Origin of the sequence: Streptomyces sp. AA1529 (assembly GCF_000280905.1) — a bacterium.
In the GTDB taxonomy this organism is placed as follows: Bacteria; Actinomycetota; Actinomycetes; order Streptomycetales; family Streptomycetaceae; genus Streptomyces.
In genome coordinates this window covers 54706-81595 of record NZ_ALAP01000043.1, presented here as the reverse complement: position 1 = coordinate 81595, position 26890 = coordinate 54706, and the positions used below count along the sequence as shown (strand labels likewise).

25 protein-coding genes are annotated in these 26890 nt (G+C 71.4%); 21 read left to right on the top strand and 4 right to left on the bottom strand.

Translation table 11 applies throughout. From position 1 onward, the window contains the following. Positions 1-31: 31 nt before the first annotated feature. From A949_RS0113795 to A949_RS33360, 3 genes are read left to right on the top strand one after another with little or no spacing between them, the layout of a single operon-like run. Positions 32-838 (top strand): STM4013/SEN3800 family hydrolase, encoded by an 807-nt coding sequence (locus A949_RS0113795; RefSeq protein ID WP_019356603.1) that lies wholly within the window; start codon positions 32-34, stop codon positions 836-838. After that, positions 835-2208 carry an STM4012 family radical SAM protein gene (locus A949_RS0113790; protein WP_019356602.1) on the top strand — a complete coding sequence of 458 codons (1374 nt, stop codon included), beginning with the start codon at positions 835-837 and terminating at the stop codon, positions 2206-2208. Before A949_RS0113795 ends, A949_RS0113790 begins: the two co-directional genes overlap by 4 nt. Before the next feature lie 34 nt (positions 2209-2242). Then, on the top strand, positions 2243-3094 hold the full coding sequence (locus tag A949_RS33360; protein ID WP_037706350.1) for an STM4011 family radical SAM protein: 852 nt from the start codon (positions 2243-2245) through the stop codon (positions 3092-3094). Between the two features lie 207 nt (positions 3095-3301). Here the strand turns inward: A949_RS33360 and A949_RS0113780 are convergent, their stop codons facing one another. After that, positions 3302-3721 carry a MarR family winged helix-turn-helix transcriptional regulator gene (locus tag A949_RS0113780; RefSeq protein WP_019356600.1) on the bottom strand — a complete coding sequence of 140 codons (420 nt, stop codon included), beginning with the start codon at positions 3719-3721 and terminating at the stop codon, positions 3302-3304. A 55-nt stretch (positions 3722-3776) separates the two neighbouring features. On the opposite strand from A949_RS0113780, the gene A949_RS0113775 reads away from it, so the two are divergent. The 9 genes from A949_RS0113775 (at position 3777) to A949_RS0113735 (ending at position 14263) form a co-directional block, all read left to right on the top strand. Next, entirely contained in the window at positions 3777-4307 is a 531-nt protein-coding gene (locus tag A949_RS0113775) for a DUF6790 family protein (RefSeq protein WP_019356599.1), read from the top strand. A gap of 23 nt (positions 4308-4330) precedes the next feature. Further along, a complete protein-coding gene (locus A949_RS0113770; RefSeq protein WP_019356598.1) occupies positions 4331-4984 on the top strand; it encodes a TMEM175 family protein in 654 nt (217 codons plus the stop codon). A 236-nt stretch (positions 4985-5220) separates the two neighbouring features. Next, positions 5221-6315, top strand: coding sequence for a substrate-binding domain-containing protein (locus A949_RS0113765; protein ID WP_019356597.1), 1095 nt, complete (start codon positions 5221-5223; stop codon positions 6313-6315). Positions 6316-6380: 65 nt separating this feature from the next. After that, positions 6381-7979 (top strand): FAD-dependent oxidoreductase, encoded by a 1599-nt coding sequence (locus A949_RS0113760; RefSeq protein WP_019356596.1) that lies wholly within the window; start codon positions 6381-6383, stop codon positions 7977-7979. Between the two features lie 71 nt (positions 7980-8050). Next, positions 8051-10183 (top strand): hydantoinase/oxoprolinase family protein, encoded by a 2133-nt coding sequence (locus A949_RS0113755; protein ID WP_019356595.1) that lies wholly within the window; start codon positions 8051-8053, stop codon positions 10181-10183. Beyond that, positions 10180-10743 (top strand): hypothetical protein, encoded by a 564-nt coding sequence (locus A949_RS0113750; RefSeq protein WP_019356594.1) that lies wholly within the window; start codon positions 10180-10182, stop codon positions 10741-10743. The genes A949_RS0113755 and A949_RS0113750 overlap by 4 nt, the downstream gene beginning before the upstream one ends. A gap of 3 nt (positions 10744-10746) precedes the next feature. Next, positions 10747-12036, top strand: a complete 1290-nt coding sequence (locus A949_RS0113745) for a TRAP transporter large permease subunit (RefSeq protein ID WP_019356593.1) — start codon at positions 10747-10749, stop codon at positions 12034-12036. A gap of 32 nt (positions 12037-12068) precedes the next feature. Then, the gene (locus A949_RS0113740) at positions 12069-13073 is read left to right on the top strand and encodes a twin-arginine translocation signal domain-containing protein (RefSeq protein ID WP_019356592.1); all 1005 of its coding nucleotides are present in this window, start codon (positions 12069-12071) and stop codon (positions 13071-13073) included. A 215-nt stretch (positions 13074-13288) separates the two neighbouring features. Beyond that, complete coding sequence (locus tag A949_RS0113735; RefSeq protein ID WP_019356591.1) at positions 13289-14263, top strand: acetylxylan esterase; 975 nt, start codon at positions 13289-13291, stop codon at positions 14261-14263. Between the two features lie 333 nt (positions 14264-14596). Here the strand turns inward: A949_RS0113735 and A949_RS0113730 are convergent, their stop codons facing one another. After that, positions 14597-15226, bottom strand: coding sequence for a TetR/AcrR family transcriptional regulator (locus A949_RS0113730; protein ID WP_019356590.1), 630 nt, complete (start codon positions 15224-15226; stop codon positions 14597-14599). Between the two features lie 70 nt (positions 15227-15296). Between A949_RS0113730 and A949_RS0113725 the strand changes: the two genes are divergently transcribed. Continuing rightward, positions 15297-16169, top strand: a complete 873-nt coding sequence (locus A949_RS0113725) for a ketopantoate reductase family protein (RefSeq protein ID WP_019356589.1) — start codon at positions 15297-15299, stop codon at positions 16167-16169. Positions 16170-16405: 236 nt separating this feature from the next. On the opposite strand, the gene A949_RS0113720 is transcribed toward A949_RS0113725, so the two are convergent. Next, on the bottom strand, positions 16406-17050 hold the full coding sequence (locus A949_RS0113720; RefSeq protein ID WP_019356588.1) for an MBL fold metallo-hydrolase: 645 nt from the start codon (positions 17048-17050) through the stop codon (positions 16406-16408). Between the two features lie 136 nt (positions 17051-17186). Between A949_RS0113720 and A949_RS0113715 the strand changes: the two genes are divergently transcribed. The 5 genes from A949_RS0113715 to A949_RS38080 all read left to right on the top strand — a co-directional run bounded on the left by A949_RS0113715 (position 17187) and on the right by A949_RS38080 (position 21750). Beyond that, complete coding sequence (locus tag A949_RS0113715; RefSeq protein WP_026004624.1) at positions 17187-17612, top strand: MarR family winged helix-turn-helix transcriptional regulator; 426 nt, start codon at positions 17187-17189, stop codon at positions 17610-17612. A gap of 540 nt (positions 17613-18152) precedes the next feature. Then, positions 18153-19112, top strand: a complete 960-nt coding sequence (locus A949_RS0113710) for an NAD-dependent epimerase/dehydratase family protein (protein WP_019356586.1) — start codon at positions 18153-18155, stop codon at positions 19110-19112. 149 nt (positions 19113-19261) lie between these two features. After that, complete coding sequence (locus A949_RS0113705) at positions 19262-19963, top strand: TetR/AcrR family transcriptional regulator (RefSeq protein ID WP_019356585.1); 702 nt, start codon at positions 19262-19264, stop codon at positions 19961-19963. 474 nt (positions 19964-20437) lie between these two features. Continuing rightward, positions 20438-21034: an RNA polymerase sigma factor gene (locus tag A949_RS0113700; protein WP_019356584.1), complete on the top strand. Its 597-nt coding sequence runs from the start codon at positions 20438-20440 to the stop codon at positions 21032-21034. Continuing rightward, the gene (locus A949_RS38080) at positions 21031-21750 is read left to right on the top strand and encodes a hypothetical protein (protein ID WP_019356583.1); all 720 of its coding nucleotides are present in this window, start codon (positions 21031-21033) and stop codon (positions 21748-21750) included. Before A949_RS0113700 ends, A949_RS38080 begins: the two co-directional genes overlap by 4 nt. Before the next feature lie 925 nt (positions 21751-22675). Here A949_RS38080 and A949_RS0113690 read toward each other — a convergent pair. Further along, positions 22676-23959 carry a helix-turn-helix transcriptional regulator gene (locus A949_RS0113690; protein ID WP_019356582.1) on the bottom strand — a complete coding sequence of 428 codons (1284 nt, stop codon included), beginning with the start codon at positions 23957-23959 and terminating at the stop codon, positions 22676-22678. A 171-nt stretch (positions 23960-24130) separates the two neighbouring features. Here A949_RS0113690 and A949_RS0113685 point away from each other — a divergent pair, with 171 nt between their 5' ends. The 3 genes from A949_RS0113685 to A949_RS0113675 all read left to right on the top strand — a co-directional run bounded on the left by A949_RS0113685 (position 24131) and on the right by A949_RS0113675 (position 26315). After that, positions 24131-25291 (top strand): GDSL-type esterase/lipase family protein, encoded by a 1161-nt coding sequence (locus tag A949_RS0113685; protein ID WP_019356581.1) that lies wholly within the window; start codon positions 24131-24133, stop codon positions 25289-25291. A gap of 31 nt (positions 25292-25322) precedes the next feature. Next, positions 25323-25532: a hypothetical protein gene (locus A949_RS39060; RefSeq protein ID WP_237735826.1), complete on the top strand. Its 210-nt coding sequence runs from the start codon at positions 25323-25325 to the stop codon at positions 25530-25532. 360 nt (positions 25533-25892) lie between these two features. After that, a complete protein-coding gene (locus tag A949_RS0113675) occupies positions 25893-26315 on the top strand; it encodes a VOC family protein (RefSeq protein ID WP_019356579.1) in 423 nt (140 codons plus the stop codon). The last annotated feature ends 575 nt before the right edge of the window (positions 26316-26890 follow it).

Here is a 26890-nt window from a genome sequence, read left to right as displayed (position 1 = left end):
CGGCCAGCTCGGGGAACTTCCCGGGCCGGACATGACCGAGGTCGTGGGGAGCCACGACCTCCTCTTCGTCACACTCGACACGCTCCGCCACGACGTGGCCCAGGAGGCTGCGGCGTCTGGCCGTATCCCGAATCTGGCCCGGCATCTGCCCGGTGGCGCCTGGGAGCGCAGGCACGCCCCCGGCAGCTTCACCTACGCCTCCCACCAGGCGATGTTCGCCGGGTTCCTGCCGACACCGGCCGCGCCGGGACCGCATCCGCGGCTCTTCGCCGCCCGGTTTGCGGGCAGCGAGACCACCGAGAGCGGCACGTTCGTCTACGACACGCCCGACCTGGTCTCGGGACTGGCGGCGGTCGGCTACCACACGGTGTGTGTGGGCGGCGTCGGCTTCTTCAGCAAGCGGGGGCCGCTGGGCTCCGTCCTGCCGGGGATGTTCCGGGAGAGCCATTGGGAGCAGGAGTTCGGAGTGGCCTCCCCCACCTCCTTCGAGGCGCAGGTGGCCTGCGCCGAGAAGGTGATCGCCGCGCTCCCGCGGGAGCAGCGGCTGTTCCTGTTCGTGAACGTCTCGGCCCTGCACCAGCCCAACTGGTTCCACCTGCCCGGCGGAACCCGGGAGGCCGGCGACAGCCGGGCCACTCATGCCGCGGCTCTGGAGTATGTCGACCAGCACATGGGACGGCTTCTCGCGGCGGCGAGCAGCCGCAGACCGTGCTTCACGGTGATCTGCTCCGACCACGGCACCGCGTACGGCGAGGACGGCTATCACGGCCACCGCCTCGGCCATGACGTCGTCTGGACCGTGCCCTACGCCCACTTCTTCCTCGACGAGGCCCGATGATCCCGACCGAAGCGGCACCCATACCCGCCGCCGTCCGTCCGTACCAGCACTACGTCTACGCGTATCCGCACAAGACCGCCTACCGCCCGCTGCCGTGCGGGAGCGCGTCCTTGCGGGCGCTGTGGGCGGAGGAGCCCAAGGACGCACTCTCGCTCTATCTCCACATCCCGTTCTGCGAGGTGCGCTGCGGGTTCTGCAATCTCTTCACCCGTACCGGCGCCCCCGACGGGCTGACCGGCGCCTACCTGGACGCGCTGGAGCGGCAGGCGGCCACGGTGCGCGAGGCCCTGGGCGACCGGGTGCGGTTCGCGCGGGCGGCCTTCGGCGGCGGCACCCCGACGTTTCTGGAGGCAGCCGAGCTGGAGCGGCTGTGCGACGTCGCCGAGCGCGGCATGGGCGTCGACCTGAGCGCGGTCCCGATGTCGGTGGAGTCCTCGCCCGCCACGGCCACCGCCGACCGGCTGGAGGTGTTGGCCGCACGCGGCACCACCCGGCTGAGCCTGGGCGTGCAGACCTTCGTCGACGAGGAGGCGCGCATCGCCGTACGCCCACAGCGCCGGGCGGACGTCGAGAAAGCCCTCGCCCGGGTCCGCGAGGCGGGCATCCCCGTCCTCAACATCGACCTGATCTACGGCATCCGGGGCCAGACCGAGCAGACCTGGCGGGAGTCCCTCGACGCCGCCCTCGGCTGGTGGCCGGAGGAGCTGTATCTCTATCCGCTCTACGTCCGCCCGCTCACCGGCCTGGGCCGGCACGGCGCCGGGCCTCCCGGCGAAGCGGAGTGGGACGAGCAGCGGCTGCGCCTGTACCGCTACGGCCGGGACCGGCTGCTCGCGCGGGGCTACGAGCAGGTGTCGATGCGCATGTTCCGTCGCGCCGGCACACCGACCGACGCGCCCACCGACGCACTCGCGGACCACGCCTGCCAGACCGACGGCATGGTCGGTCTGGGCTGCGGCGCCCGTTCGTATACCTCCGCGTTGCACTACTCCTTCGACTACGCGGTGGACATGCGGCGCATACGCGGGATCATCGACGACTACACCGCTCGTGCCGCCGATGATTTCCGGCACGCCGACTTCGGCTATGCGATGGACGCTGCTGAGGCCCGCCGCCGCCACTTGCTGCAATCGCTGCTCCGGGCCGAGGGCATGCCGGTGGCGGATTACCGGGCCCGCTTCGGCACCGAGCCGGGCGACGACTTCGCCGCCGAGCTGGAACGGTTCGCCGAGCGGCGCTGGCTGGACGCCGCGGCCGCACCCGAGCTGCTCCGCCTCACCCCCGAGGGCCTGGCATGGTCGGATGCGCTGGGCCCCGAGTTGTTCTCGGATGCCGTGCGGGGGCGCATGGCCGCGTACGAACCGAAGTGAGGGGAAGGACGGTGACGGAGCTGCGATGAACTCGATGGACCTGACGCTCCTCTATCGCGGCCCGCTGGCCTCGTGCGACTACGCCTGTCCGTACTGCCCGTTCGCCAAGCGCCGCGACAGCCGCGCCCAACTGGCCGCGGACCGTGCTGCGCTGCAGCGCTTCGCCGCCTGGGCGGCCGGGCAGCGCGAGGACCGGCTGTCGGTGCTGTTCACGCCGTGGGGGGAGGGGCTCGTGCGCTCCTGGTACCGGGGTGTGCTCACGGAGCTGAGCCGGCAGCCGCACATCCGCCGGGTGGCGATCCAGACCAACCTGAGCTGCCGCACGGACTGGTTGGACGCCGCCGACCTGGACACCCTCGCCCTGTGGTGCACCTTCCACCCGGGCCAGACGCCGTATGACCGGTTCCTGACCAAGTGCCACGACCTCACCGCTCGCGGTGTCCGGCACAGCGTCGGCGTCGTCGGCCTCGCCGAGCATCTGGAGGACGCACGCCGACTGCGCGCCGACCTCCCCGCACAGGTCTATCTGTGGGTGAACGCCGCCGAGGGGCACACCTACACCGATGCCGAGGCCGCCCGGTGGACGGCCCTCGACCCGCTGTTCCCGTACAGCCGTCACCCGCACCGCAGCGCGGGCCTCCCCTGCCGCACGGGCGAGTCGGTCCTCTCGGTGGACGGCGAGGGCACGGTCCGCCGCTGCCACTTCGTCCGTGCCCAGCTGGGCAACCTCTACGACGGCTCCTACCGCCGGGCTCTGCGCCCCCGCGCCTGCCCGCTGGCCGTCTGCGACTGCCACATCGGCTACGTCCACCTGGAGTCGCTGCCGCTGTACGACGTGTTCGCGGGCGGAGTCCTGGAGCGGATCCCGGCCACGCTCCCGCGGTGAAGGCGGCGCCCCTGACCGAGCCGCGTCGAGGTGTGTGAGCGTGCTCGGCCGTCGAGGGCGGCGGCCCTGACCGACCCGCCCTCGGCCCGCCCGCAGCCACGACAGAGACCGGTGCAGTGCTGCTCCGGTCGGACGGGAGAGCGTGGTGGTGGCCCCGTCGGTGTCCGGGAGTTGGGCGGGAGGGGTCTGGAGCGCATGGCGGCGTACTCAGTCGGATGCGAGGAGTTCGGCCAGCCGGAGGGTGTCCTCGAGATAACGGTCGTAGGGAAAGCCGGCGGCGACGAGTGCGGCCCGGAATTCCTCGTCGAGCGGCTTTCCTGTGGTGTGGAAGGCTTCCCGGCCGGCCTCGGTGAGGCGGACCAGCCGCCGCCGCGCGTGTTCGGGGTCGACGGTGATCTGCACCAGGCCGTCCGTCTGCAGCGGCCGTAGTGCCCGGCTGATCGCCGGGTCGGACACCGACAGGGCCTGCGCGAGTCTGTGCTGCGTCGTCGGCTCGATGTCCTCCAGCGTGCCGAGCAGTCGGATCTGGCTGTAGGTCAGACCGTCGGGGCCATCGGTACGCCGTCGGGCCGCCTCGCCCAGCAGCATGACCACGCGGTGCAGCAGGTCTGCGAGTCCGTCATCCACAGCACCACTGTACCTGACTGTTGCGCAGTTAATATTAACCTGTTAAGACTGAGTCATGAGCAACCTCTCCTACCTCGCCCAGTCCGCGTTCCCCCTGGTGTGGCTGCTGGTGCCGGCCGTCGGAGCCTTCATCCGGACCCGCCGTGCCCCCTCCCCCCAACAGGCGCTGGAAACCTGGCAACGCTGGTGGGCCATCGGCGCCTTCGGCTGCGGCAGCCTCTGGATGACGGTCGCGTTCCTCGGCGCCCCGGACGTCATGGCGACGGCGATCGGCTTCGACCGGACGCCCTTCCTGTTCGAGATCGCCTTCGCCAACCTCGGGCTGGCGGTCATGGGCTTCCGGGCCGCCTCGGCATCCGCGCGCGAGCGCATCACCATCGGGCTCGGCGGGGGGATGTTCCTCTGGGGAGCCCTGGCCGGCCACGTCTACCAGTGGTTCGTCAACGGCGACCACTCCCCCGGCAACACCGGCGGGGTCCTCGTCAACGACCTCCTGATCCCGGCAGTCATGATCACGCTGGCCGTGCGCTCCCAGCGCCTGGAGCGGGCCACACCCCGGCCGGCCACGCAAGCCGCCGCCGTCTGACACTCCAGGAGCTGTTCCCCACCATGCCGACTCACCACAGCCACGACTCCGGCGACCAGCACGGCGAGACCGGAACGTTCGCCACCGGCCGGCTCACCGCGTTCGTGGACGCCGCCGTCGCGATCGCACTCACCTTGCTGGCCCTGGACCTCCCCGTCCCCGCCGGCGAGACCACCGGTGCCGTGCTGCGTTCGGTGTCCGACCACAGCAAGGAGTACCTGGCCTTCGCGCTCGGTTTCGTGGTGATCGCCGCGCACTGGCGGGCCCACCACGAGATCTTCCGGTATGTCCGCTCGCCGAGCAGCCGGCTGACCAGCCTCACCCTGGCATGGCTGTTCATGCAGATCCTGATGCCGTTCGCGACCCGAGTGATCACCGCCGACGGCGCGTTCCCACCCCGGTTCAGCCTCTACGCCATCGTGCAGGTCCTGGCGTCCACGCTGATCGCGCTGATGATCCGGGAGATCCGGCATGAACACCTGTACCGCACCGACGCCCCGCCCCGGGCCTTCGCCCGGAGCCGGGTGCGCAGCCTCTGCCTGGCCGCGGTGTTCGGGGCGTCCGTCCCCGTCTCGTTTGTGACCACGAGCACCGGCGCGTACCTGTGCTGGCTGACGGCGCCGCTCGTCCTCACCGTCGCCCAACGCGTCCAGAACCGCGCTCCGACCCGTGCCTGACCAGGGGTGATGTCCTCGCGGGCGACGGGCCCGGACTCGGGCCCGCCCGACGGCACACGCGCCGAGCCGTCTCCCGGTGACCGCTCCTCGCTCCCCATCCCCGCGACGGCCGACCGGCCCGGAGCCGGAAAGAACCTGCTGCACACCTCTTGACGGCCGCCACAGGCAGTCCGCAGAGTGCAGTAATGCGCATTAGTAATGCGCATTACTTCCCTGCGTTCGAGGAGTCTTCAGGCGTGGAGCAACCCAGGAAGCGGGCCAAGCCCGGCCGCACCCCCGCACCGGCGGGCCGCACCTCACGGCCGCGGCAGGCCGAGGTGGCGCGGCTCGCGGGGGTCTCTCAGGCCACCGTGTCGCTGGTGCTGTCGGCCCGCAGGGACGGGCGGGCCGCCACCATCTCCGAGGAGACCCGCCGGCGCGTCCTGGACGCGGCCGCCAGCCTCGGGTACGTACCGGACCCGGCCGCCAGCCGGCTCGCCGCGACCCGCAACAACCTCCTGGGCGTCTTCAGCTTCACGGCGGCCTTCCCCACCGATGTGCAGCACTCCTACTACCCCTTCCTGGTGGGCGTGGAGCAGGAGGCCGCCGCCCGCGGCTACGACCTCGTCCTGTTCACCGGGTCGAGCACGGGAGGCGCGGGCTCGGGCGGGCCGGACACCCTGAGCCGGGTCCGCCTGGCCGACGGCTGCCTCTTCCTCGGCCGTCATGTACCCCGCGCCGAACTCAAGCGGCTGGTGGCCGACGGCTACCCGGTCGTCCACCTGGGGCGCAGGGAGGAACTCGAGGGGCTGGCCTGGGTCGGAGCCGACTACGTCAGCGCCAGCCGTGACGTCGTCGCCCACCTGGCCGCCCAAGGGCACCGCCGCATCGTCCTCGTGCGCGAGGACGACGACGCGCCCGCCTCAACCGACCGCCAGCAGGGCTTCCTGGACGGGCTGTCGCAGGCCGGCATCGAGCACGGCGACGAGGCCGTGCTGCGCTGCGCCGACCCGGCCGCCGAGCTGACCGCGCAGCGTGTGCGGGACCTCGTGGCGGACGGAGTGACGGCCTTCGTCGCGGAGGAGACCGACACCGGGGCGGCCTGGCGGGCGCTCGATGCCGCTGTGCGCCGGGCCGGTCTTCACTGCCCGGACGACGTCTCCCTCGCGCTGCTCGGCAGCCCGCCCGCGGATCTGGCCGGGCAGCCCGTCCCGACGGGCTTCGACATCCCCCGACACCGGCTCGGCGCCGCCGCCGTGCGCCTCCTGTCCGCCCTCGTGGCCGGCAAGGAGGCGCACGAACCCCTGGTGGCCTGCGAGTTGCGCACCGGTGAGACGGCGGGCCCGCCGTGAGCCCCGCCGGGGCCGCACACCACCTGTTCACGTACGACGCACGAATGACGACCGCGAGGAGCACTGTGACACCCGAACCGGACATCCTGATCGTCGGCGGCGGACTCGGCGGGATCGCCGCCGCGCTCGCCGCCTGCCGCGCGGGCCGGCGCGTGGTGATGACCGAGGAGAGCGACTGGGTCGGCGGCCAGCTCACCGCCCAGGCGGTGCCGCCGGACGAGCACCCGTGGGTGGAGCAGTTCGGCACGACCGCCACCTACCGTGCCCTGCGCGAGAACATCCGGGCCTACTACCGGCAGTGGTATCCGCTGCGCTCGGAGGCCCTCGGCCTGAGCGATCTCAATCCCGGCGCGGGCCGGGTCAGCAAGCTCTGCCACGAGCCGCGCGTCGCCCTCGCCGTCCTGGAGGGGATGCTGGCGCCGCACCGGGCGGCGGGACGGCTGACCCTGCTGACCGAGCACAAGGCCGAGTCCGCCGAGACGGACAACGATGTCATCCGTGCCGTCACCGTACGCGACCTGCGCACCGGCCACCTGTCGACCTTCACCGCCCGCTACGTCGTCGACGCCACGGAGACCGGGGAGCTGCTCGCGCTGGCGGGTGTCGAGCACGCGAACGGCGCCGAGGCACAGAGCGAGTTCGACGAGCCGCACGCCCCCGCCCGGGCCCAGCCGGACAACCAGCAGGGCATCACCGTCTGCTTCGCGCTCTCCCACCACGAGGGCGAGGACCACACCGTCGAGCGGCCCGCCGACTACGCCTTCTGGCACGACTACCGGCCGGACTTCTGGCCCGGCCCGCTCCTCGGCTTCACGGCGCCCGACCCGCGCACGCTGGAGCCCGTGGGCCGCACCTTCGTGCCCAATCCGGACCTCGACCCGCTGGCGGTGAGCGCCGATCAGAGCGCGGACGCCGGGGACAAGGAGCTGTGGGGGTTCCGCCGGATCCTGGCCCGGGGACTGCACCGGCCCGGCAGCTTCGACTCCGACATCACCCTGGTCAACTGGCCGCTGAACGACTACTGGCTCAAGCCGTACATCGGCCAGGAGGCCGAAGCCCTGCACGGGGCACGCCAGCTGTCGCTGTCGGTGCTGTACTGGCTGCAGACCGAGGCACCGCGCGCCGACGGCGGCACCGGCTTCCCCGGCCTGCGCATCCGCCCGGACGTCACCGGCACCGCCGACGGTCTGGCGAAGGCGGCGTACGTGCGGGAGTCGCGGCGCATCAAGGCCGTCACCACGGTCGTCGAACAGGATGTCGCCATCGACGTGGTGGGCCCGTACGGCACGCCCCACTACCGCGATTCCGTCGGTGTCGGCGGCTACCGCATCGACCTGCATCCCTCCACGGGCGGCGACACATACGTCGACATCGGTTCGGTGCCGTTCGAGATCCCGCTCGGCGCACTGGTGCCCCGGCGGGTGCGCAACCTGCTGCCGGCGGGCAAGAACATCGGCACCACGCACATCACGAACGGCTGCTTCCGCCTGCACCCCGTCGAGTGGAACATCGGCGAGGTCGCGGGCGCCCTCGCCGCCCACTGCCTGTCCGAGGACGTCGAGCCGTATCAGGTGCAGGCCGAGGACAAGCGGTTCGAGGAGTTCGGCCGGCTGCTGGACCGCTCGGGCGTGCAGCGGCACTGGCCCGACGTCCGCGGCTACTGACCCCGCACGTTGCGACGCCCCCACGTCCTGCTCTCCCTCACGCACGTCAACGCACAAGGAGGTGCACTGACATGACCGTTGATCGTCGTATCCGCGTCGGCATCGACGTGGGCGGCACGTTCACGGATGCCGTGGCGGTCGATGCCACGACCCTGGCCCTGGTCGGCCAGGTGAAGGTGCCCACGAGCCACCACCACGCCGACGGTGTCGCGCACGGTATCGTCCAGGCGCTCGAAGAGCTCCTGGTGAAGGCCGGCCGCACGGCCGGCGACGTGACCTTCCTGGCGCACGGAACCACTCAGGCCACCAACGCCCTGCTGGAGGGCGACGTCGCGCGGGTCGGCCTGCTCGGGATCGGCAGCGGCGCCGGCGCGGTCTTCACCCGCCGCCTCGCCTCGTTCGGCAAGCTCGAACTCGCCCCGGGCAAGCGGCTTCCGCTCTCCTATGCGCACATCACCGACCCCTTCGACGAGGCCGCGGTCCGCGCCGCCGTCGAGCGGGTGCGCGGCGCGGGGGCCGAGGTCCTCGTGGCCACGGAACCGTTCGGTGTGGACCGGCCCGAGGGCGAACAGGCGGTGCTGGAGACGGCGCGGTCCGCGGGGCTTCCCGTCGCGGCCGCCCACGAGATCACGTCGCTGTACGGGCTCCACAAGAGAACCAGGACGGCCGTGGTCAACGCGGCGATCCTGCCCCGCATGCTCGCCACCGCCGACCTCGTCGACGCCTCCATCACGAAGGCCGGAGTGACGGCGCCGCTGATGGTGATGCGCTGTGACGGCGGCGTCATGTCGCTGGACGAGATGCGCCGCCGCCCACTCCTGACGATCCTGTCGGGCCCGGCGGCCGGGGTCGCGGGCGCCCTCATGCAGGAACGGATCAGCGAGGGCGTGTTCCTGGAGACCGGCGGCACCTCGACGGACATCAGCGTCGTGCGCCGCGGCAAGGTCGCCGTGCGGCACGCCACGATCCTGGGCAAGACCTCCTACCTCAACGCCCTCGACGTCCGCACCGTCGGCGTCGGTGGTGGCTCCATGGTGCGTCTGGCGGGCGGCAGGGTGACGGGCGTGGGTCCGCGCAGCGCGCACATCGCAGGCCTGCCGTACGCCTGTTTCGCCGCGCCGGACGAACTGCGCGACGCCCGGCTGGCCACGGTGCGTCCGATGGACGGCGACCCGGACGACCACGTCGTGCTCGACGCCGCCGGAGGCCGGTTCGCGCTCACCCTGACCTGCGCGGCCAACGCACTCGGCCGGGTCCCCGACGGCGACTTCGCACGCAGCGGCCAGGAGTCCGCCCGCGCCGCCCTCGCGCCCCTGGCCACCGCACTCGGCACGGACGTGGCGGGCGCCGCCCGCGCGGTGCTGGACGCGGGCACCAAGCAGGTCGAGGCCGTGGTCGACGCCATGATCCGCGACTACCGTCTGGACCGGGACACCGCCGTTCTCGTCGGCGGCGGGGGCGGCGCCGCCTCGGTCACCCCGCATCTGGCGGCGCACACCGGACTGGAGGGGCGCATCGCCCGGCACAGCGAGGTCATCAGCCCCATCGGTGTCGCCCTCGCGCTGGTCCGCGAGCAGGTCGAGCGGATCATCCCCGGCGCCACGCAGGAACAGATCCTCGCCGTGCGCGCCGAGGCCGAACAGGCCGTCGTCGCCCAGGGCGCGGCAGCCGACGGCGTCGAGGTCGAGGTGACCGTCGACCCGCAGACCAGCACCGTGCGCGCCGTCGCCACCGGCGCCACCGAACTGCGCACCCAGGACCGCGCACACCGCGCCGACGACACCGAGCGGCTGCGCTCGGCCGCCGGCAGCCTCAAGGCACGGGAGTCCATGGTGCGGGTGCTGGCCGGCACGGACGCGTACACGGTGTACGGCACCGAGGTGCGACGCAGGTTCCGCGGGCGCCGGCGGCCGGTACGGGTCGTGGACGCGGACGGTGTGGTGCGCCTCGGCGTCCCCGACGCACAGGTCGCGACCACGACCGTCGGCGCCGCGGGCGAGGCGCTGGCCGCGCTGGTGCGCGACGCCACCGCGTACGGCGACGGCGGGGTCCGGGCACCGGCCGTGCGGCTGCTGGTCGGTGCCCGCATCGCGGACCTGTCCGGCGTCCTGGAACCGGACGCGCTGCTGGCCCTGGCCCGCAGCGAGCTGCGCTCGCGCGGCGCCGACGAGCCGGTCGTCGCCGTCGTGGAGTCGCGGTCATGACCGCCGCCCGCGACCACGAGCACGACCTGGAGCTCGCCGTGGCGCTGCTCGCCGCGACGCCCACGCACGAGGGGCGCGACCCGCTGCTGCTGCGCCGGTGGGCGCTGGCGGCCGAGGAGTTCGGACGCGTCATGAAGCCGCAGGAGCGGCCCGTGCGGGTCGTCGAACAGGACGGCGGACTCGCCGCCGGGCTCCTCGCCCGCTACCGCTCCCGTCCGCCGCTCGTCGAGGTGTACACCGACACCGTCGAGCGGGCCGAGCAGCTCGTGGCCGAACGCGGCTGGCGGCACTGGTTTCCCCCCGGGTCGGTACGCGCCGCGGCCCTGGCCCACGAGCAGGCGCACGCCTGGCTCCATCACGCCCACGTGCGGACCGCGTTCAAGCGGACGCTCGGCCACACGGCCCTGCGCCTGGGCCGTCACCGCCTGTACGCGCATGTCGCGGGTGCCGACGAACTCGCGGCCCACGCCTTTGCCCGCGCCGCCTGCGGCCTGGGCCGCAGCCCCCTGCTGCTCACCGAGGCGCTCGCCGCCACCGTGTCCCCGGAAAGCGAGAACTGACCCATGGGTGTCGTCATCCTGCTCGTCATGGCGGCCGGAGTCGCCGCCATGCTCAGCCGCAAACTCCCCACTGCCTTCGCCCTGGTCCTGCTCGCCGTGGTCATCGCCCTGCTGGCCGACGCACCGCTGACCGGCAAGAACAGTGTGCTGGACACGGTGCTCCAGGAAGGGGCCCCGGCCCTCGCCGCCACGATGATCGCGATTCTCCTCGGCTCCTGGCTGGGCAAACTCCTGGAGGAGACCGGGATCGCGGGCACCCTGGTGCGCAAGATCGTCGAATTCGGCGGCGACCGCCCGGTGTTCGTCGCCCTCGGCGTCCTCGCCGTGTCCGCTCTCGTCGGCACGGTGACCGGATCGGCGCCCGCGGCGATGCTCGCCGGACTCATCGGCATCCCCGCGATGATCGCCGTCGGCATCCCCAAGGTGACCGCGGCCGGCACCATCCTGATGGGCATCGCCGCGGGCATGCCGTTCGAGCTGCCGGTCTGGCAGTTCTTCTCCACGGCCCTCGACCTGCCGATCGACACGGTGCGCGGGTTCATGCTGAAGCTGTTCCCGTTCGCGCTGGCCGCCGCGATCGCCTACGTCCTGGTCGAGTCCCGGCGCCGCGGAGTGGAACACGCCTGGGCCGTCAAATCCGCGGCGGACAGGCCGGCGTCGCGCCCCGGACGCCGCCAGGCGCTGGGCGACGCCCCCTGGTACGCACTGCTCACCCCGGTGGTCCCGCTGGTGCTCGCGCTCGGCCTCGATCTGGCGATCATCCCGTCACTGCTGGCGGGCGTGCTGTACGCGCTGGTCACGACGACCCGGCCGCGCGAGATGAACCGTCGGCTGCTGCGCACCCTGTACGGCGGCTTCGAGGTGGCCGCCCCGCCCATCACCCTGTTCGTCGCAATCGGCATCCTGCTCGCCGCGGTGAAGCTGCCCGGCGCGGTCGACGCGCTCGAACCGCTCGTCAAAGCCGTCAGTCCGCAGAACGCGGTCCTGTTCGTCCTCGTCTTCACCCTGCTCGTGCCGCTGTGCCTGTACCGGGGCCCGCTGAACGTCTTCGGTCTCGGCGCGGGCATCGCCGGTGTCCTCATCGCCACCGGCATCTATCCCGCCGCCGCCGTCCTCGGCATGGCGACGTCCTACAACCAGGTCTTCGGCGTCGCCGATCCGACCAGCACCCAGACCGTGTGGAGCGCGCAGTACGCGGGCGTCTCGCCGCAGCAGGTGATGGTCAGGACGCTGCCCTACGTGTGGGCGGTGGCGCTGGGCGGCCTGTGCGTCACGGCAGCGACCTACCTCTGATCCCCCGCAGTCACCGACCTCAGGAGCCTGTCATGCATGAACCGCAGTCCGGCCTCGACCGTCGTACGTTCCTGCGCACCACCGCCGTCACGGGTGCCGCGCTCGCCGTCGGCGGGCTCTCGGCGCCGTCCGCGTCGGCCGCTCCCGGCGGCTTCCCGGACTACAGCTACGTCCGCACGCTGCTGACGCCCTCGCAGCTGAAGTACAACCCGACGGGCGAGATCATCTTCCCGACGATGCGCGGCGTCTACGACAGACTGGCGTCCCCGCTCGGCCGCTACTACCTCTACTACGCGCCCCACGACGCCCCCGGAGGCATCTGCCTGGCCTACGGCGACTCCCTCGAAGGCCCCTTCACGGAGTACCCGGCGAACCCGATCGTGTCGAACACGTGGGACCCGCACTACGCGGTCAGCCACGTCTCCTCGCCGCACGTGCTGTGGCGCGACGACCTGAAGGAGTTCTGGCTCTACTTCCACGGCGAGAACACCACCACACGGCTCGCCCGGTCCAAGGACGGCATCCACTTCACCTACGACAAGGTCGTCCTGTCGACGTCGATGATGCCGTCCGGCACGACCGAGACCTCCTACGCCCGCGTCTTCCGGCACGACCTCCCCGCGCACGGCGCCCACTACGTCATGCTGTTCATGCTGAACAACACCACCGACCACCGGGACATCGGCTGGGGCTGGTCAGCCGACGGACGCACCTGGACCTTCGACCAGGATCCACTGGTCCGCCACTCCGACGTCGGCGCGGTCAACGTCGGCGGCCCGCACCTGCTCACCCGGAACGGCTCCGCCTACGTCGTCTACAACAAGGACAAGGAGAGCGGCGGCGACCTCATGATCACCGAAGTGGGCGCGGACTTCTCGCTCCGCAAGCACCTGGGCGTCTTCTACGACTCCCGCTCGAGTGCCCCGGAGAACGGCCGCGCCGCCGCCCCCTCGTTCGGCACGATGGGCGGGGTGCCGTACATGGTGTACGAGGCCGGCGAGCGGCTCTCCGGAGCGATCGCGGTCGCCAAGGGCTGACCCCCTGGGGCCTGCGCCCCGTGCTGCTGGACGCCGGTACGCCGGCTGCGGCCGGCAGCGCGGGACGCCCCCGGTCGCGGTCCGCCTTCGTCGGCGCGCTCAACGGCTCCGGTCGGGCCGCACTTCACCTCGCCCCGCACCCGGCCCGGCGGGCGGGCCCCGGCCCCCTCCCCCGTCCTCCAGTCCCTCCGCTCCCCGAGCAAAGGCGGTGCCTGATGGCCCGGTCCGATCTGCCTCTCGAACAGCTCCGCACCCACCGCAGCACGTCGGTGGAGCCGGAGGGCTTCGATGCCTTCTGGCAGTCGACCCTGGAGGAGACCCGCGCACTCCCGCTCGCAGTCCGCTTCGCCCCGGTCGCCACCGCCCTGCGGACCGTCGAGGTGTACGACGTGGTCTACGCCGGCTTCGGCGGCCACCCCGTCCGGGGCTGGTTCGTCGTGCCCGCCGGGAGCGCCGAACCTCTGCCGCTGGTCGTCGAGTTCCTCGGGTACGGCGGCGGGCGCGGCCTGCCGCACAGCCATCTGATGTGGGCCTCCGCCGGGTTCGCCCACTTCGTCATGGACACCCGCGGCCAGGGCAGCGCCTGGGGCGGCGGCGGAGACACCCCGGACCCGGTGGGAAGCGCCCCCGCCTACCCCGGGTTCCTCACCCGCGGCGTGGAGGACCCGTACACCTTCTACTACCGCCGCGTCATCACCGACGCCGTGCGCGCGGTGGAGGCGGCCCGCTCCCATCCGCTCGCCGACGCCGCGCGGACCGCGGTGGTCGGGGAGAGCCAAGGCGGCGGCCTCGCCCTCGCGGTCGCCGGGCTCGTACCGGACCTGGCGGCGGCCGCGCCCGACGTGCCGTTCCTCTGCGACTTCCCCCGGGCCATCGCCCTCGGCGAGCGCGCACCCTACCGCGAGGTCGGCGCCTATCTGGCCACCCACCGCGGCGGCGCCGAACGGGTTCGCCACACCCTGGCCCACACAGACGGCGTCCACTTCGCCGCCCGCGGCCGCGCCCCCGCCCTCTTCTCGGTCGGCCTGGAGGATTCCACCTGCCCGCCCTCCACCGTCTTCGCCGCGTACAACGCCTACGCGGGGCAGGACAAGCGGATCGAGGTCTACGAGTTCAACGGGCACGAGGGCGGCGGCCCGCATCACGAGGCGCTGCGGCTGGCGTGGGTGGGGCAGCGGCTGGACGAGTGAGGCGGGACGGGGCGGGGCGGGGCGGGGCGAGCGGACGAAGACCGCCGGCCTGCACCTCACCGGCGGACGGCTGCCAGGCTCCGTCCCGCCCAAGAAGCGCGCCGAGTCTGGCAGCAACCCGGGCCGCAGAAGTCCCCGCACTGTCATCTTCTTGGCGATCCTGCACGAGGATCGCCAAGAAGATGACTGGGCCACCGAGACGGATGCTCGCTCGGGTATCACGTCCACGCACATCAGCGGAAAGACCCGGCTGGTGACCTTGCGCCGGGATGAACTCGACGCCCGCTTCCCCCGCCTGTTCGGCGCCGTGCTGGACGATCCACCCCCTCCTTGTCAGGTCCGGGTCGGTGGCGCACTCATCGCTGCCGTCAGGAACGTGATCGCCCATCGCCGGGCCGCCTCGCCCGCTACCGGGGACGTGCAGCCCGGGGAGGGCTGGTGGTGGACCTCGATGCGGTCGACGGCTGTCACGGCAAGGATCCCTCGTATCCGGAACCACAGCTCCTCCGGGGAAAGGCCGGGCAGTACGCGCGCGAAGGCTGCGAGGTAGCGCTCGCGGACCGTGTCCTCGGCCGGGCCGGTCCAGCTGCGCGCCTCCTCGGCCGGGTCGCCGAGGATCGTCACGATCAGCCGGGACGTCCGGGAGCCGCCCTCGCCGCCGGCCGACATCTGGTCGAACAGCGGCCCCGCGAATGCCTCCACCAGTTCGCTGACCGATGGGTCGGGGGTCCGGGCGAGCAATTTGTCGAGTCCTGCGCACTGGGCAGCGTTGATGGGCTCGATCACGCGTCGGGCGACCGCGGCCATCAGCTCCGCCTTCGACCCGAAGTGGTAGCCGACGGCGGCCAGGTTCGCTCCGGCGAGTTTGGTGATCGCGCGGACCGAGGTGCCGCGGTATCCGTGCTCGGCGAAGAGGTGCTCGGCCGCGTCGAGGAGCTGGGTGCGGGTGTCTGGGGTCGCCACACGAGGGACTCTACATATGTTTGAATGAAACGAACGTATGATTAAATCGAACGTGTGAAAGAAGGCTGCCATGAAGCTGCTCGTGTACGGAGCCGGGGTTTGCGGCAGCCTGTTCGCCGCCCACATGCATGAGGCCGGCCACGACGTCTCGCTCCTCGCCCGGGGTGGGCGCCTGACCGCGCTGCGCCGGCACGCCGTGCAGCTCGCCGAGGGAGACAGCCCAGCTGTCAGGCGGGTACCGGTACCGGCGATCGAGCACCCGGGCGGCGAGTACGACCTGATCACCGTCTTCGTCCGCACCCACCAGGTGGACGCGGTGCTGGAGTCACTCGCCGGCGTCCAAGGCGACGTGCTGTTCCTGCTCAACTGGGCAGCCGGCCCGGAGACGCTGGGCGCGGTGATCGGCCACGAACGCGTGCTGCTGGGCTTCCCCATGACGGGCGGCACGATGGACGGCGACGTGATCCGCCACCGCAAGAGCAGTTTCGTCACCCGTCGGGTCGCGATGCCGATCGGCGAGCCCGACGGACGCACCACCCCGCGACTGGAACGGATCGTGGAGACGTTCCGTACCGCCGGGATCAACGCCGACGCCGAGCCGCAGATGGACGCCTGGCTCAGGACGCACGCCGCATTCGAGGTGCCGCTCGGACAGGCGGTGCACGCGGCGGGCGGCCCGGTAGCGCTGGCCGACGACCCGGACGCGGTCCGCGACATGCTCCACCTCATGCAGCAGAACCTCGCCGCGATGGCGACGCCGCCGGTACCTCGCGCGTTCGCCGCGTTGCGGGCTCTGCCGCAGGGGCTCCTCGTGGCCGTGCTCCGTCGCTTCCTGAAGAGCCCGACGGCCGTGCACAGCGGACTCAACGACCCCTCGCCCGCCATGGCGGCCGAACTCGAGCGGCTGACCGAACAGCTCCATGCCCCTGCGAGAGCCCGCTGAGCGACCCAGGCCGGCGCCCCCACCGCCGGCCCCGAGTCCTCGAACCCAGCTCCGCCGGCTCCACGGACGGCAACCGCTGACCTCATGACCGTTTCGGTAGCAATGACACGTCCGGCCTGCGGAGTTGGCGGCGTGGCCTTCTCCCCTCTTGCGGCCACGTCCTTCGAATAGCGCGGCACTACAGGGCGAACGTTGCTTGATGCGGCACTAGCGTGCCGCATCCTGCGGTCGGGGGTCTACAGAAGGACGGTGGCGCCCGGCTCGAGCCGGGTGAGGGCGGTTCCGGTCAGGCCCTGTTCGCCGAGGAGGCGGGCGGTGGACTGCTGTCCGAGGTCACTGAGCATGAGTTCGTGGATCTGGATGACGCGCTCCGGCTCCACCCTGCGCACATAGTCGGCGGCTTCTCCGAGCTTGGTCCACGGGCCGCTGGTCGGCAGCAGCAGGGTGCGGACGGGGGCCTCGGGGGCGAAGTAGGCGTCGCCGGGGTGGTAGAGCGCTCCGCCGTCGAGGAGGTAGCCGACGTTGTCGGGGCAGGGGATGTCGGCGTGAATCGGGGCGTGACGTGAGCCGTGGACGGTGATCGCGAGGGAGCCGACATCGAAGGCGTCTCCGGCGGTGACGGCGTGCACGCGGGCGTCGTCGGCGCCGAGTGCCGCGGCGACGGCCCGCGTGCCGTAGACCGACAGCTCGGGGCGGCCTCGGAGGGCCGTGGCGATCAGGTCGGCGTCGAAGTGGTCGAAGTGCTCGTGGGTGATCAGGATGGCCTGGGCCTGCTCGACGGCGTCCGCAGCGTCCGGGGTGAGGGTGCCGGGGTCGATGACCACCCGGGTTCCGTCCTTCTCGACAGTGACGCAGGCGTGGGCGTGCTTGGTGAGCTGCACGGTGAAAATCCTCCTCGCATTTTCTACACCGAAACTGTACACCTAGGTTGAGTATATTTTCCGGCATCGCCGGCTGACCGCCTCTCGCGGCATGCAACCAAGGTGTACAGGCTGGTTGCCGACTAGGCTCCGACCCATGGACGCCACAGACCTGGCCGAGGAACTACGTATGGCCGTCGGACAGCTCGTCAGAGCCGTGCGCGCGATCGACACCATGGCACCCGGCGAAGCCGCCGCCCTCGGCTACCTCGACCGCAGCGGCCCGATGACCACCGCGGACATCGCCCATGAACGAGGAGTCAGCCACCAGTCGGCAGCCAAGGCGGTCAAGGAACTCCTCCAGCAAGGACTCGTCCGCTCCGAGGCCCACCCCAGCGACGGACGCAAGAACCTCCTGCACCTCACCCCGACCGGTACCAACCGTCTCGACGAGGAACGCCGCCGGCGCGCCGCCCTGCTCGGCACGGCCATCACCGACGCCCTCACCACCGAAGAACGCGAAACCCTCGCCGCCACCATGCCGCTGCTCTCCCGCCTGACCGACCACCTGCGGACACACTGACCACCACCCCAACGCCCCGACCCCGACCAGCCCCACCACACACCTCCCGCCGGCCGGGACCCTCCGCCGTTCTCCGGGTGTCGGCCAGCAGGCCGAAGCTGCTGTCCGCGCCCCTTCCCCGGCCATGAGGCGAGCGCGCTCATCACCGCTGCTGCCCCGGCAGGGCGGCGGGAAGAGCGGCAGGGGTGCGAACGGCAGGGGCGAACCACATGCATGACGGCGGGGGCGGGCCTCGGTAGGCGCGGGCCGCTGCTGACCGTTTGCCGCGCCGGTGGCGCAGCCATGGCTGGGAGCGTGCGCAGGTACAGGTCTGCGGTTCCCGATGCGACGGGGGCGTGCCCGTCATGGGCATGCCGGCCGATCGGGTGCGGGTCCAGGTCGTTGGAACCGGTCGCAGCACGTCGCCGAGACCTCCAGGGACTATCGCGTCACCCGCTGCACCATGCCCGCGATGGCCATTCAGATAAGTTACATGCTATAACTTACGTGTCTGCCAATAACCCCGAAGGGCTCACGGCCCTCTGCCGAAAGGACCGCGTCATGAGCGCAGCAACAGGTTCGCTTCACACCGTTCTGGGAGCCGGTCCCGCGGGCACCTCCGTCGCGCTGGAACTCGCGCGCCGGGGACACGCCGTGCGGCTGGTCGACCGCGCCGGCTCCGGTGAGCCGCTGGGAGGCGTCGAGCGCCTCAAGGGGGATGTCGGCACGGTGGACGGAGCGCTCGCCGCGATCGAAGGCGCGGACGTGGTCTACCACTGCGTCAACGTCGCCTACCAGCTCCAGGTCGACGTCATGCCCGGCATCCAGGAGGCGGTCCTGGGCGCGGTGGCGCGCACCGGTGCGCGCCTGGTGGTCCTGGACACGCTGTACCCCTACGGCGAGACGCACGGCGAGGTCATGACCGAGGACACTCCGTGGCGGGCGGCCACGGCCAAGGGCAGGATGCGGGCCGCCCTGGACGAGAAGTACCTGGCCGCGCACGAGGAAGGCCGAGCGAGGGTCGTGCTGGGCCGCTCGGCGGACTTCGTCGGACCCCGGGTGCTGAATTCCACACTGGGCGGGGCCGTCTTCCCGGCCGCGCTCACGGACGGCGAGGTCCTGGTGCTCGGCGACATCGACCTCGAGCACAGCTACACCAACGTCCTCGACGTGGCCCGGGGCCTGGCCGTACTCGGCGAGAACCCCTCGGGAGAGGGCCGGGTCTGGCATCTGCCCACCGCTCCCGCCCGCACGACGCGCGAGATCCTCACAGCGCTGGGCGGCCTGGTGGGCCGCCCGCTGCGGATCGTCACGATGAACGAGGCGCGCCCCTTCGGGCCGTTCGACGAAACGTTCATGGATTCCTACGCCGAGATGTTCTACCAGCACACCGAGCCACAGATCATGGACTCCACCGCCTTCCAGCAGGAGTTCGGCGCCGAACCCACCCCGATCGAGACCACCCTGCGGGAGACCCTGGCGTGGTACCGGGGCTTCCTCGCCGCCCGGGCGAAGAGCTGACCGACCAGTCCCGGGCACCTTCGGCAGCACTCCCCCGTCAGCGACCGGGGGAGAGCACCGCCCCGTCGCACCAGCGATACAGTGACGCATGCACTGCGGATCCTGCGCGGCCGGCAGCAGGAGGCGGGGCATGGAACAGGAGGCGGGGCATGACAGTCCGTGCGAACAGCCCGCGTGCGCGGTACCGGGAGCAGACCCGCACGGAGATCAAGGAAGCGGCCGTACGACAGCTCGCCGCCGGAGGCATCGAGGGCGTGGCGCTCCTGCGGATCGCGAAGGAGATCGGGCTGTCCGGCCCGGCGCTCTACCGCTACTTCGCCAGCCGTGACGACCTACTGGCGGAGCTGGTGCTCGACGCCTACGAGGGCGCGGCCGCAGCCGTCCACGCCGTGGACACCGAAGACGGCGGCCGGGCCGCCCTGCACGCCCTGACCGGCGCCTACCGGGAATGGGCCGTGACACAGCCGCACCTGTACCTGCTCATCCAGGGCACCCCGGTGGCGGGCTTCACCGCGCCGACCGAGACCGTACTGAAGGCACGCTCCGTCCTGGGGCCCTTCCTCTCCGTCTTCGCCCAGGGTCGGCCACTGGTCCGCGTGGACCCGCTCGTGGCGCAACTGCGGACATGGCTGCGCGAGAAGCCCGAGGTGGCGGCCTGGGTCGAGCAGTGGACGGGGCAGTCCGGCACCGCCGCCGACGTCGCGCTGACCGGAGCCGTGATGACCTGGCCCCAGATGCACGGCACGGTCAGCCTGGAGATCACCGGCCAGTTCACCGGCATGGGACACGACCCCGCAACCATGCTCGACATCCAGACGGCGATCCTCGCCGACACCTTCCAGCTCCCCTGACCACCCACCCCCGCGCCGCACGCTGCGCCGAACTCTCTTCCCCCACACAGAACCGGAACGCGCTGTTCACGCACCCTTCAGCAGCGCGTTCCATCGGCTGTGGGCCGTTGCTGTCCCGGGATGCCATCGCGGTGGGTCGGGCCGTGCCGGGGCGGGCTGCTCGAGCAGCAGTACCGACGGAAGCAGAGCGGGCGGGGCCATCGCGGTGGCCGCACCGAGCGACAGGCCAGGCCGGTGTCCGGACCATTCGTCGCGAGCAGGGTCAGGGCTCCCGCCGCGGTCGCTGTGCCTCCGCTATTTCTGCGGTGCCGGCCCAACGCCCGGAGCAGTCCGCCGGGTCGGCGGGGGAACGCGGATATCACTTCCAAGGGTGCGGTCCGGCCGCTCTGCGCCCGTAACGCTTCTCGTGCGTCAGCCCAAGAACAGACGAGGTGACACCAAGAAGACGGAAGACCGCAGCAGAGGAGTCAGTGAGTGCAACGGATACGGGGCGGCCCTGCTGCCGCCGCACGTGATCCACAACAGTTCGAGCAGTTCTACCGGCGCCATGTCGAGGGCGTGACGCGCTTCGTGGCCCGTCGTGTGGGAGACCCGCACACGGCCGCCGACCTCACCGCGGAGATCTTTCTCGCGGTTCTGGACTCCGCCCACACCTATCGGCCCGGCCGCGGCAGCGAGACCGCCTGGCTGTATGGAATCGCCCGCAACGTCGTCTCTTCCGAGCGCCGCAGAGTCGCCCGGGACTCCGCGCGCGACCAGCGGATCTCGGGGCGGCGCCTGCTCGACGCGGACGACATCGCCCGGCTCGAGGAGAAGCTGGACGCCGAGAGCCCGGGCCGGCGTGCGCTGGACGCCATGAAGCGCCTGCCGGAAGGGGAACGCGCCGTACTGGAACTGGTCGCGGTCGACCAACTGACCGTCAGCGAGGCCGCAGCCTCGCTCGGCATCCGCCAGGTGACCGCCCGGGTTCGCCTGCACCGAGCCCGCAGGGCGCTGCGCGCCGACATCGCCGGGAGCCGGCTGCAGACGCATGTCTCCGTAGTGGCACAGAAAGTTGGGGAGAAGGCATGAGCACGAAGACGACGTTCCAGGACCGGCTGCTCTCCGAGCTCCAGAAGGAGATCGGGCAGCGGGAGGCGTTGACCGTCCTGGAGACCTCCCAGGCGCGGGAGCGGCGCACGATACCGAACCGCCGCCTGTTCACACCCCTGCGTGTCGGAGCAGCCGGGATGGTCTGCTCCGCAGCCGCGGCCGCCGTGGTTCTCACACCGGGTTCTCCGGCCGACTCACCGGCGTACGCTCTGGAGCGTCTCGACGACAGCAGGGTCAGCGTCACGATGAGTGAGATCAAGCCTGACCGCCGGGCACAGCAGGAACTGGCCGACAGGCTGCGCGAGTACGGGGTGGCGGTCAGCATCGACGTACTTCCTCCCGGCTACCGTTGCCGAGAGCCGCGCGGGGAGGCCGTCGACTGGACGTTCGTCCCGGAGGGCAAGCCGGTGAAGGTCGCGGGGTCGCGGGACGGGAATCGTTCAGTGGCGCAGAAGGGCCATTTCAAGATCACGCTCGAGGAGGGCGACACGCTGCTTTTCGAGAGCTCGGCATCCCACAGCGACAGGTCCCATGCCTTCGTCTTCGAGAACGCTGAGTCCCACGGCAGCGCATCGCCTCGGTCGCTCGCCGTCGGCGGCGTCAAGGGCACCGCCTCCGCCTGCGAGCGCGTGAAGGCCCCCAAAGCACCGACTCCGCCGGACGCCGGCAAGAAGGCCCCGGCGAACATCAGCTGACTCGGCCTTCGACGCACGCCGGCGAACAACGCGGCGCACCTGACCACACGGTTCGGTCACCGGGGCGTCGGGCGGGAACTGGCCGGCCGCTCGCAGCCAGGCGTAGGCCAGCATCGTGGCGTGGTTCCAGTGCCTGCCGGCGACCGACCGGATCTCCATGAGGTCGCCGACGGTGCAGTCCTGGACGGTGCCGCCCGAGCGGGAGGTCCACTGGTCGGGCGGAACGGCGGCTTCGAGCCGGGCGAAGCCGTCAGGGTCGCGGCCGGCGGACATCGAGAGCATGAAGTGCCGGGAGCGGCGGGCCGTGAGCCATGCCGGGTGCATGCGGAGCACGTCCGCGCAGATCAGCACGAGCATCCCGGCCTTCAGCTCTGACTCGCGGACAGGTCGCGGGCCGCGGGCGTCGGCCCATCGGATCACCTCGTCGCACCAGGTCTGCGGGTCCGCGGGGCCGGGGCTGGCTCTCCAGCGGGACTGCCAGCTGTTGCCTGGGAACCTCTGGAGCCACTCCAGCAGGCGGCGGGCCCCGCGGAGCCGTGCGGCGAGGGCGCTCTGGGACGCGGGCCGCAGCGGCGGCCGGGCCAGCCGGTCCAGGACCTCCTTCGGACCGGCGGAGGTGGCCGGTCAGAGGTGTGGAGGGTCCGGTTGGAGCCCAGCAGCTGGTTGGCCCGGTTGAACATCTGTCGGGCGGCCCGGGGGGGGGTTGAACGGGCCAGGGGCGCCGCAGCGGGTGGGCGCGAAGCCGTAACCGCCACCACCGCAGCAGGCCCGTCCCGTACGACCGCAGCGTCGGAGCGGGGTTCCCAGCGGCCTGAGGGCCGTCGAAGTACACCTCCACCAGCCACACGACCTCGCCGCTGGCGTCGAGCAGCCGGTACGGCTCCCATGCATCCCCGGTTTCGACCGCGACCCGGACTTCGGGGCATTACGGCTGGGGGGATGGGGTGAGGCCGGCGTCCCTGGCGAGGGCCGCGGCCTGCCCACGGGAGGAGACGGTCAGCTTCTTGAGGATGTTGCGCACGTGGAATTTCACCGTGGTCTCACCGATATGCAGTTCCTGGGCGATGGCCCGGTTGCTCAGCCCTTGGGCGAGGCCGGCAAGGACGTCGAGTTCGCGGGGGGCGAGGCCATCGAGCGGGCTCGGGGGCGCGGTCTCCGCAGGGTTCAGGGGGAAGGTGGCGGTGACGGTGGTTCCCCACTCCGGTTCGGAGTCGAGCGCCACTTCGCCGCCTGCGGCGGCGGCGATCCGGTGGAGTCGCCGCGCGGCGATGCTGGTGTCGCTGGAGGCGTTCGGACTGTCGTCGCGGACAGTGGCGGTGAGGGCGTTGTCGGTGAGCTGCCATCCGGCGTGGACGTGCTGCACCGGGTCCTGGGTGAACGCGTTGAGTACGGCAGTGAGCGTGACGGACCGGGCGGCATACGCGGTCTCGGAGGGAACGGGCCGGTCCGTCACGGGCGGGCGGAGGCTGAGCCGGACGTCACTGTAGCGCCGGATCGGGCTCAGCTCGGCTGTGAGGTCGTCGAAGACCCGGAGGGTGCTGCTGTCGGCGGGGTCCTCCTGCGCGGTGCGGCGCAGGTCGATGAGTGCGGAGGCGGCGAGGTCGGTGGCCGCCTGCCGGGCCGCCGCGTCGCTGAGGGACCGGGAGCGCAGGGTGGCGAGCACGGCGGTGAGGGTGACGGCGTGAGAGCTGGTGAGCTCCGCGGTGACACGCTGGCGCTCGCCGGAGGCGGCGCGGGAGCGGGCGAGCTGTTCGGGTTCGGGATCCAGGGCGCGGTGGAGCAGGTGCGCGGTGACTAGGTCCCAGATGCTTTGCAGCAGTTCCGCCGCGGCCGAGGGCAGGGGGTCTGCGGGGGTGTCGATGAGTACCAGCAGCGACCCGTCGCCGTCGGGGGCCGCTGCGGCAACGGCGGTGAGCACGCGGTCGGCCCCGCCCAGCAGCGCGGTGCCGCGCCAGGGAGCGCCGACCGGGACCTTGGAGGCCAGGCGGCCCAGATCGGTGCTGGTGACGGCCTCGGTGGCCGCGTCGGTTCCGGTGGTCTTCAGCGGGGAGTGGCCGCAGAAGCCGGTGAGCTGGGCGACGGCGGTATGCGGCACGAGCGGGGCCACAAGCGCGGACAGGCGGCGCAGTACGTCGCCGAGAGGCGCCCGCTGAACGTCCGCGAGCGCGGACGTGACCGAGGCAGGACTCGACCAGTCGATGGTGCTCATAGCGCCAGGCTAGGACAGTGCCATGACGACGGTCCCCTTCGGAAGGAGGGGGGAAGCCGCTCATTCGGAGGGGCTGGTTGTCAGTGCCCGGAGGTGAGGCTGGGGACCGCAAGACGCGCCAGTGCCCTTCAGGGGCGCTGGCCCGGCACTGACCGGAACGAGGCACATCCCATGACCGAATTGATCCGGACACCGCTGACTCCGGGCATGCTGCGCGGAACGGTGGACGCACGGAACACCGAGCGCGGCGTGATACCGCTGCGCCTGCCGGAGGCCGCCCTGAGGCAGGGTCACGACGACTATCTGCGCCTCATGGCGTCCCAGGGCGCAGGGGTACGACTGGCGCTACGGACGGCCGCGACCGTGGTGGAACTGGACCTGGTGGCCACCCGCACCGTCTTCCACGGCGCCCCGGTCGGTCCGCCCGGAGTGTTCGACCTGCTCGTCGAGGGCCATCTCACCGGCGAGGCCGCCGCCCCGGGCGGAGCGAGCGCCGACGTCGACATGGCCACGGGCGCAGTCACCTACAGCACCGGCACGGCAGGAACCGTGCGCTTCGAGGGGCTGCCGAGACGGGAGAAGGACATCGAGATCTGGCTGCCCCATTCGGAGGTCGCCGAGCTGATCGCTCTGCGCACCGACGCCCCTGTCCGGGCGGCACAGGAGGCGGACAAGAGGATCTGGCTGCACCACGGCAGCTCCATCAGCCAGGGTGTCGACGCGGCCGGCCCCACCCGCACCTGGCCCGCAGTCGCCGCGAGCAGGGCGGGTGTGGAACTGGTCAACCTTGGCCTGAACGGCAACGCTCTGCTGGACCCCTTCACCGCTCGCACCGTGCGCGACACGCACGCGGATCTCATCAGCATCAAGATCGGCATCAACCTCGTCAACACCGACCTCATGCGGATGCGCGCCTTCACCCCGGCCGTCCACGGCTTCCTCGACACGATCCGCGAGGGGCATCCCGACACTCCGCTGCTCCTGGTCTCCCCGATCCACAGCCCTCTCGTCGAGGACACCCCCGGCCCCACCGCGCCCGACCCCGATTTCCCCGGCCTGCGCTTCAAGACGTTCGGCGACGCCGCCGACACCGCCACCGGACGCCTTACTCTGCGCACCATCCGCCGGGATCTGTCCCGTATTGCCACCGAACGCATGGCCGATGATGCCTGCCTGCACTACCTCGACGGGCTCGACCTCTACAGCGAAGAGGATTTCGCCACCACACCGCTGCCGGATCTCCTGCACCCCGACACTGCAGGCCACGCACTGATCGGCGCACGCTTCGCCCGCCACGCCTTCACCGGCCGCGGTCCCTTCACCTCTTGCTGACGCTCAGTCACGCCACAGAAAGCACCTGAACATGCGCACCAATGCCCTTGCCTTCGCCGACCACGGGACCCCGGACGTCCTGGACCCCACCACCACCGACGTAGCCGGCCCCGGCCCGGGCCCCGGACAGGTCCGTACCCGCGTCCACGCCACCGGAGTCAACCCTCTCGACCTCAAGCTCAACAACGGAGCGATGGCCGCCTTGATGCCCCTGGACCTGCCCTACATTCCTGGCCTGTAACTCGCCGGCACCATCGAAGCCACCGGCCTCACCCACGTCACCGACCTCGGCGCGACAGCCACCACCTACGGCAGCGGCCCGGCCGACCGCGTACGCGCCCTCGCACCCGGCGGATTCGCCCAGGTCCTCGACACTTCCGGAGCCGATGACCGAACCGCCGACGCTCTCGCCGCCGTCAGCGCCCTGCATGACAAGGCGATGCCGACCCAGCGCATCCATGAGGTGCTGCCCCTGTCTCAGGCGGCCCAAGCTCACCGCACCGCCAGGACTGGTCACCTCAACGGAAAGACCTCCTGACTCCCTGACTCCCGACCTGCACCGGTCCAAGGGGTCCGGCCCCTCACGATGAGAGGAATACTTGTGCCCAGGCTCGATCACACCATCGTCCACAGCAGCGACCGCTTCGCCGGAGCGCGCTTCATAGCCGACCTCCTCGGAACACCCGAGCCCAGGAATCTCGGCCCGTTCGCCGTCGTGCGTCTCGACAACCACGCGGCCCTGGACTACGCCGAACACCTCGTCGCGGGCAAGGACTGGCTCCCCACGCACTACGCCTTCCGGGTGACCGACGAAGAGTTCGACGCCGTCTTCGCCCGGATCCAGAAGCGCAACGTGCCCTACTGGGCAGACCCTCAGCACAGCCGGCCGCAGGCCATCAACCATCTTGAAGGCGGGCGCGGTGTCTACGTCCACGACCCCGACGGCCACAACATGGAATTCCTCACCACCACCTACACCGACGACTTCCTCACCAGCCTGACCCCTCCCGCTCAACCGTCCTGACTCGGCCCTCGCTTCCGGTCGGGGCTGTCCCCCGCCTTTGCGTGGAGACAGCCCCGACCGGGACCGATTCAGCGCGGAAGAGGAGCGGGAACAGCGGCAGTCCCCAAGGCGTTCGGGCGTTCGTGGGCAGGCGCTCGGTCGGCGAGGTCAGGCCGTTCGACGAAGCAGACGAGAGCCTTCAGGCTGGACGCGTACCGCTCGACGTCGATGCAGCAACTATCCGTCTTCAAAAGATCGTTCGACGACAGGCAGGCAGCGTGCCCAATGAACCCGTGCGATCCCGGGGGTTCGCGGCGGCGCGAATCCAATCAGATCCGATGGTGACAAGGCCCGTCACGGGTACGAGAACAGGGTCAGCGCACTCGCGCCCTGAGCATGATTCACCGATAGCTGCTGCACCGATGTTCCCCGAGGCCGGTGTCCGAGAGCAGCGGACCCGGCCGGACATGCGCTCCGACCGAGGAACACGTCCAGCCACAGGGCCGGTGTGGGGGGGCAAACGTGCGTGGAGTCGGACCACCCACGCGACGGACGCGGTCGAGGCCGAACAGCAGCGTCGTGTCACCGAGAAGACC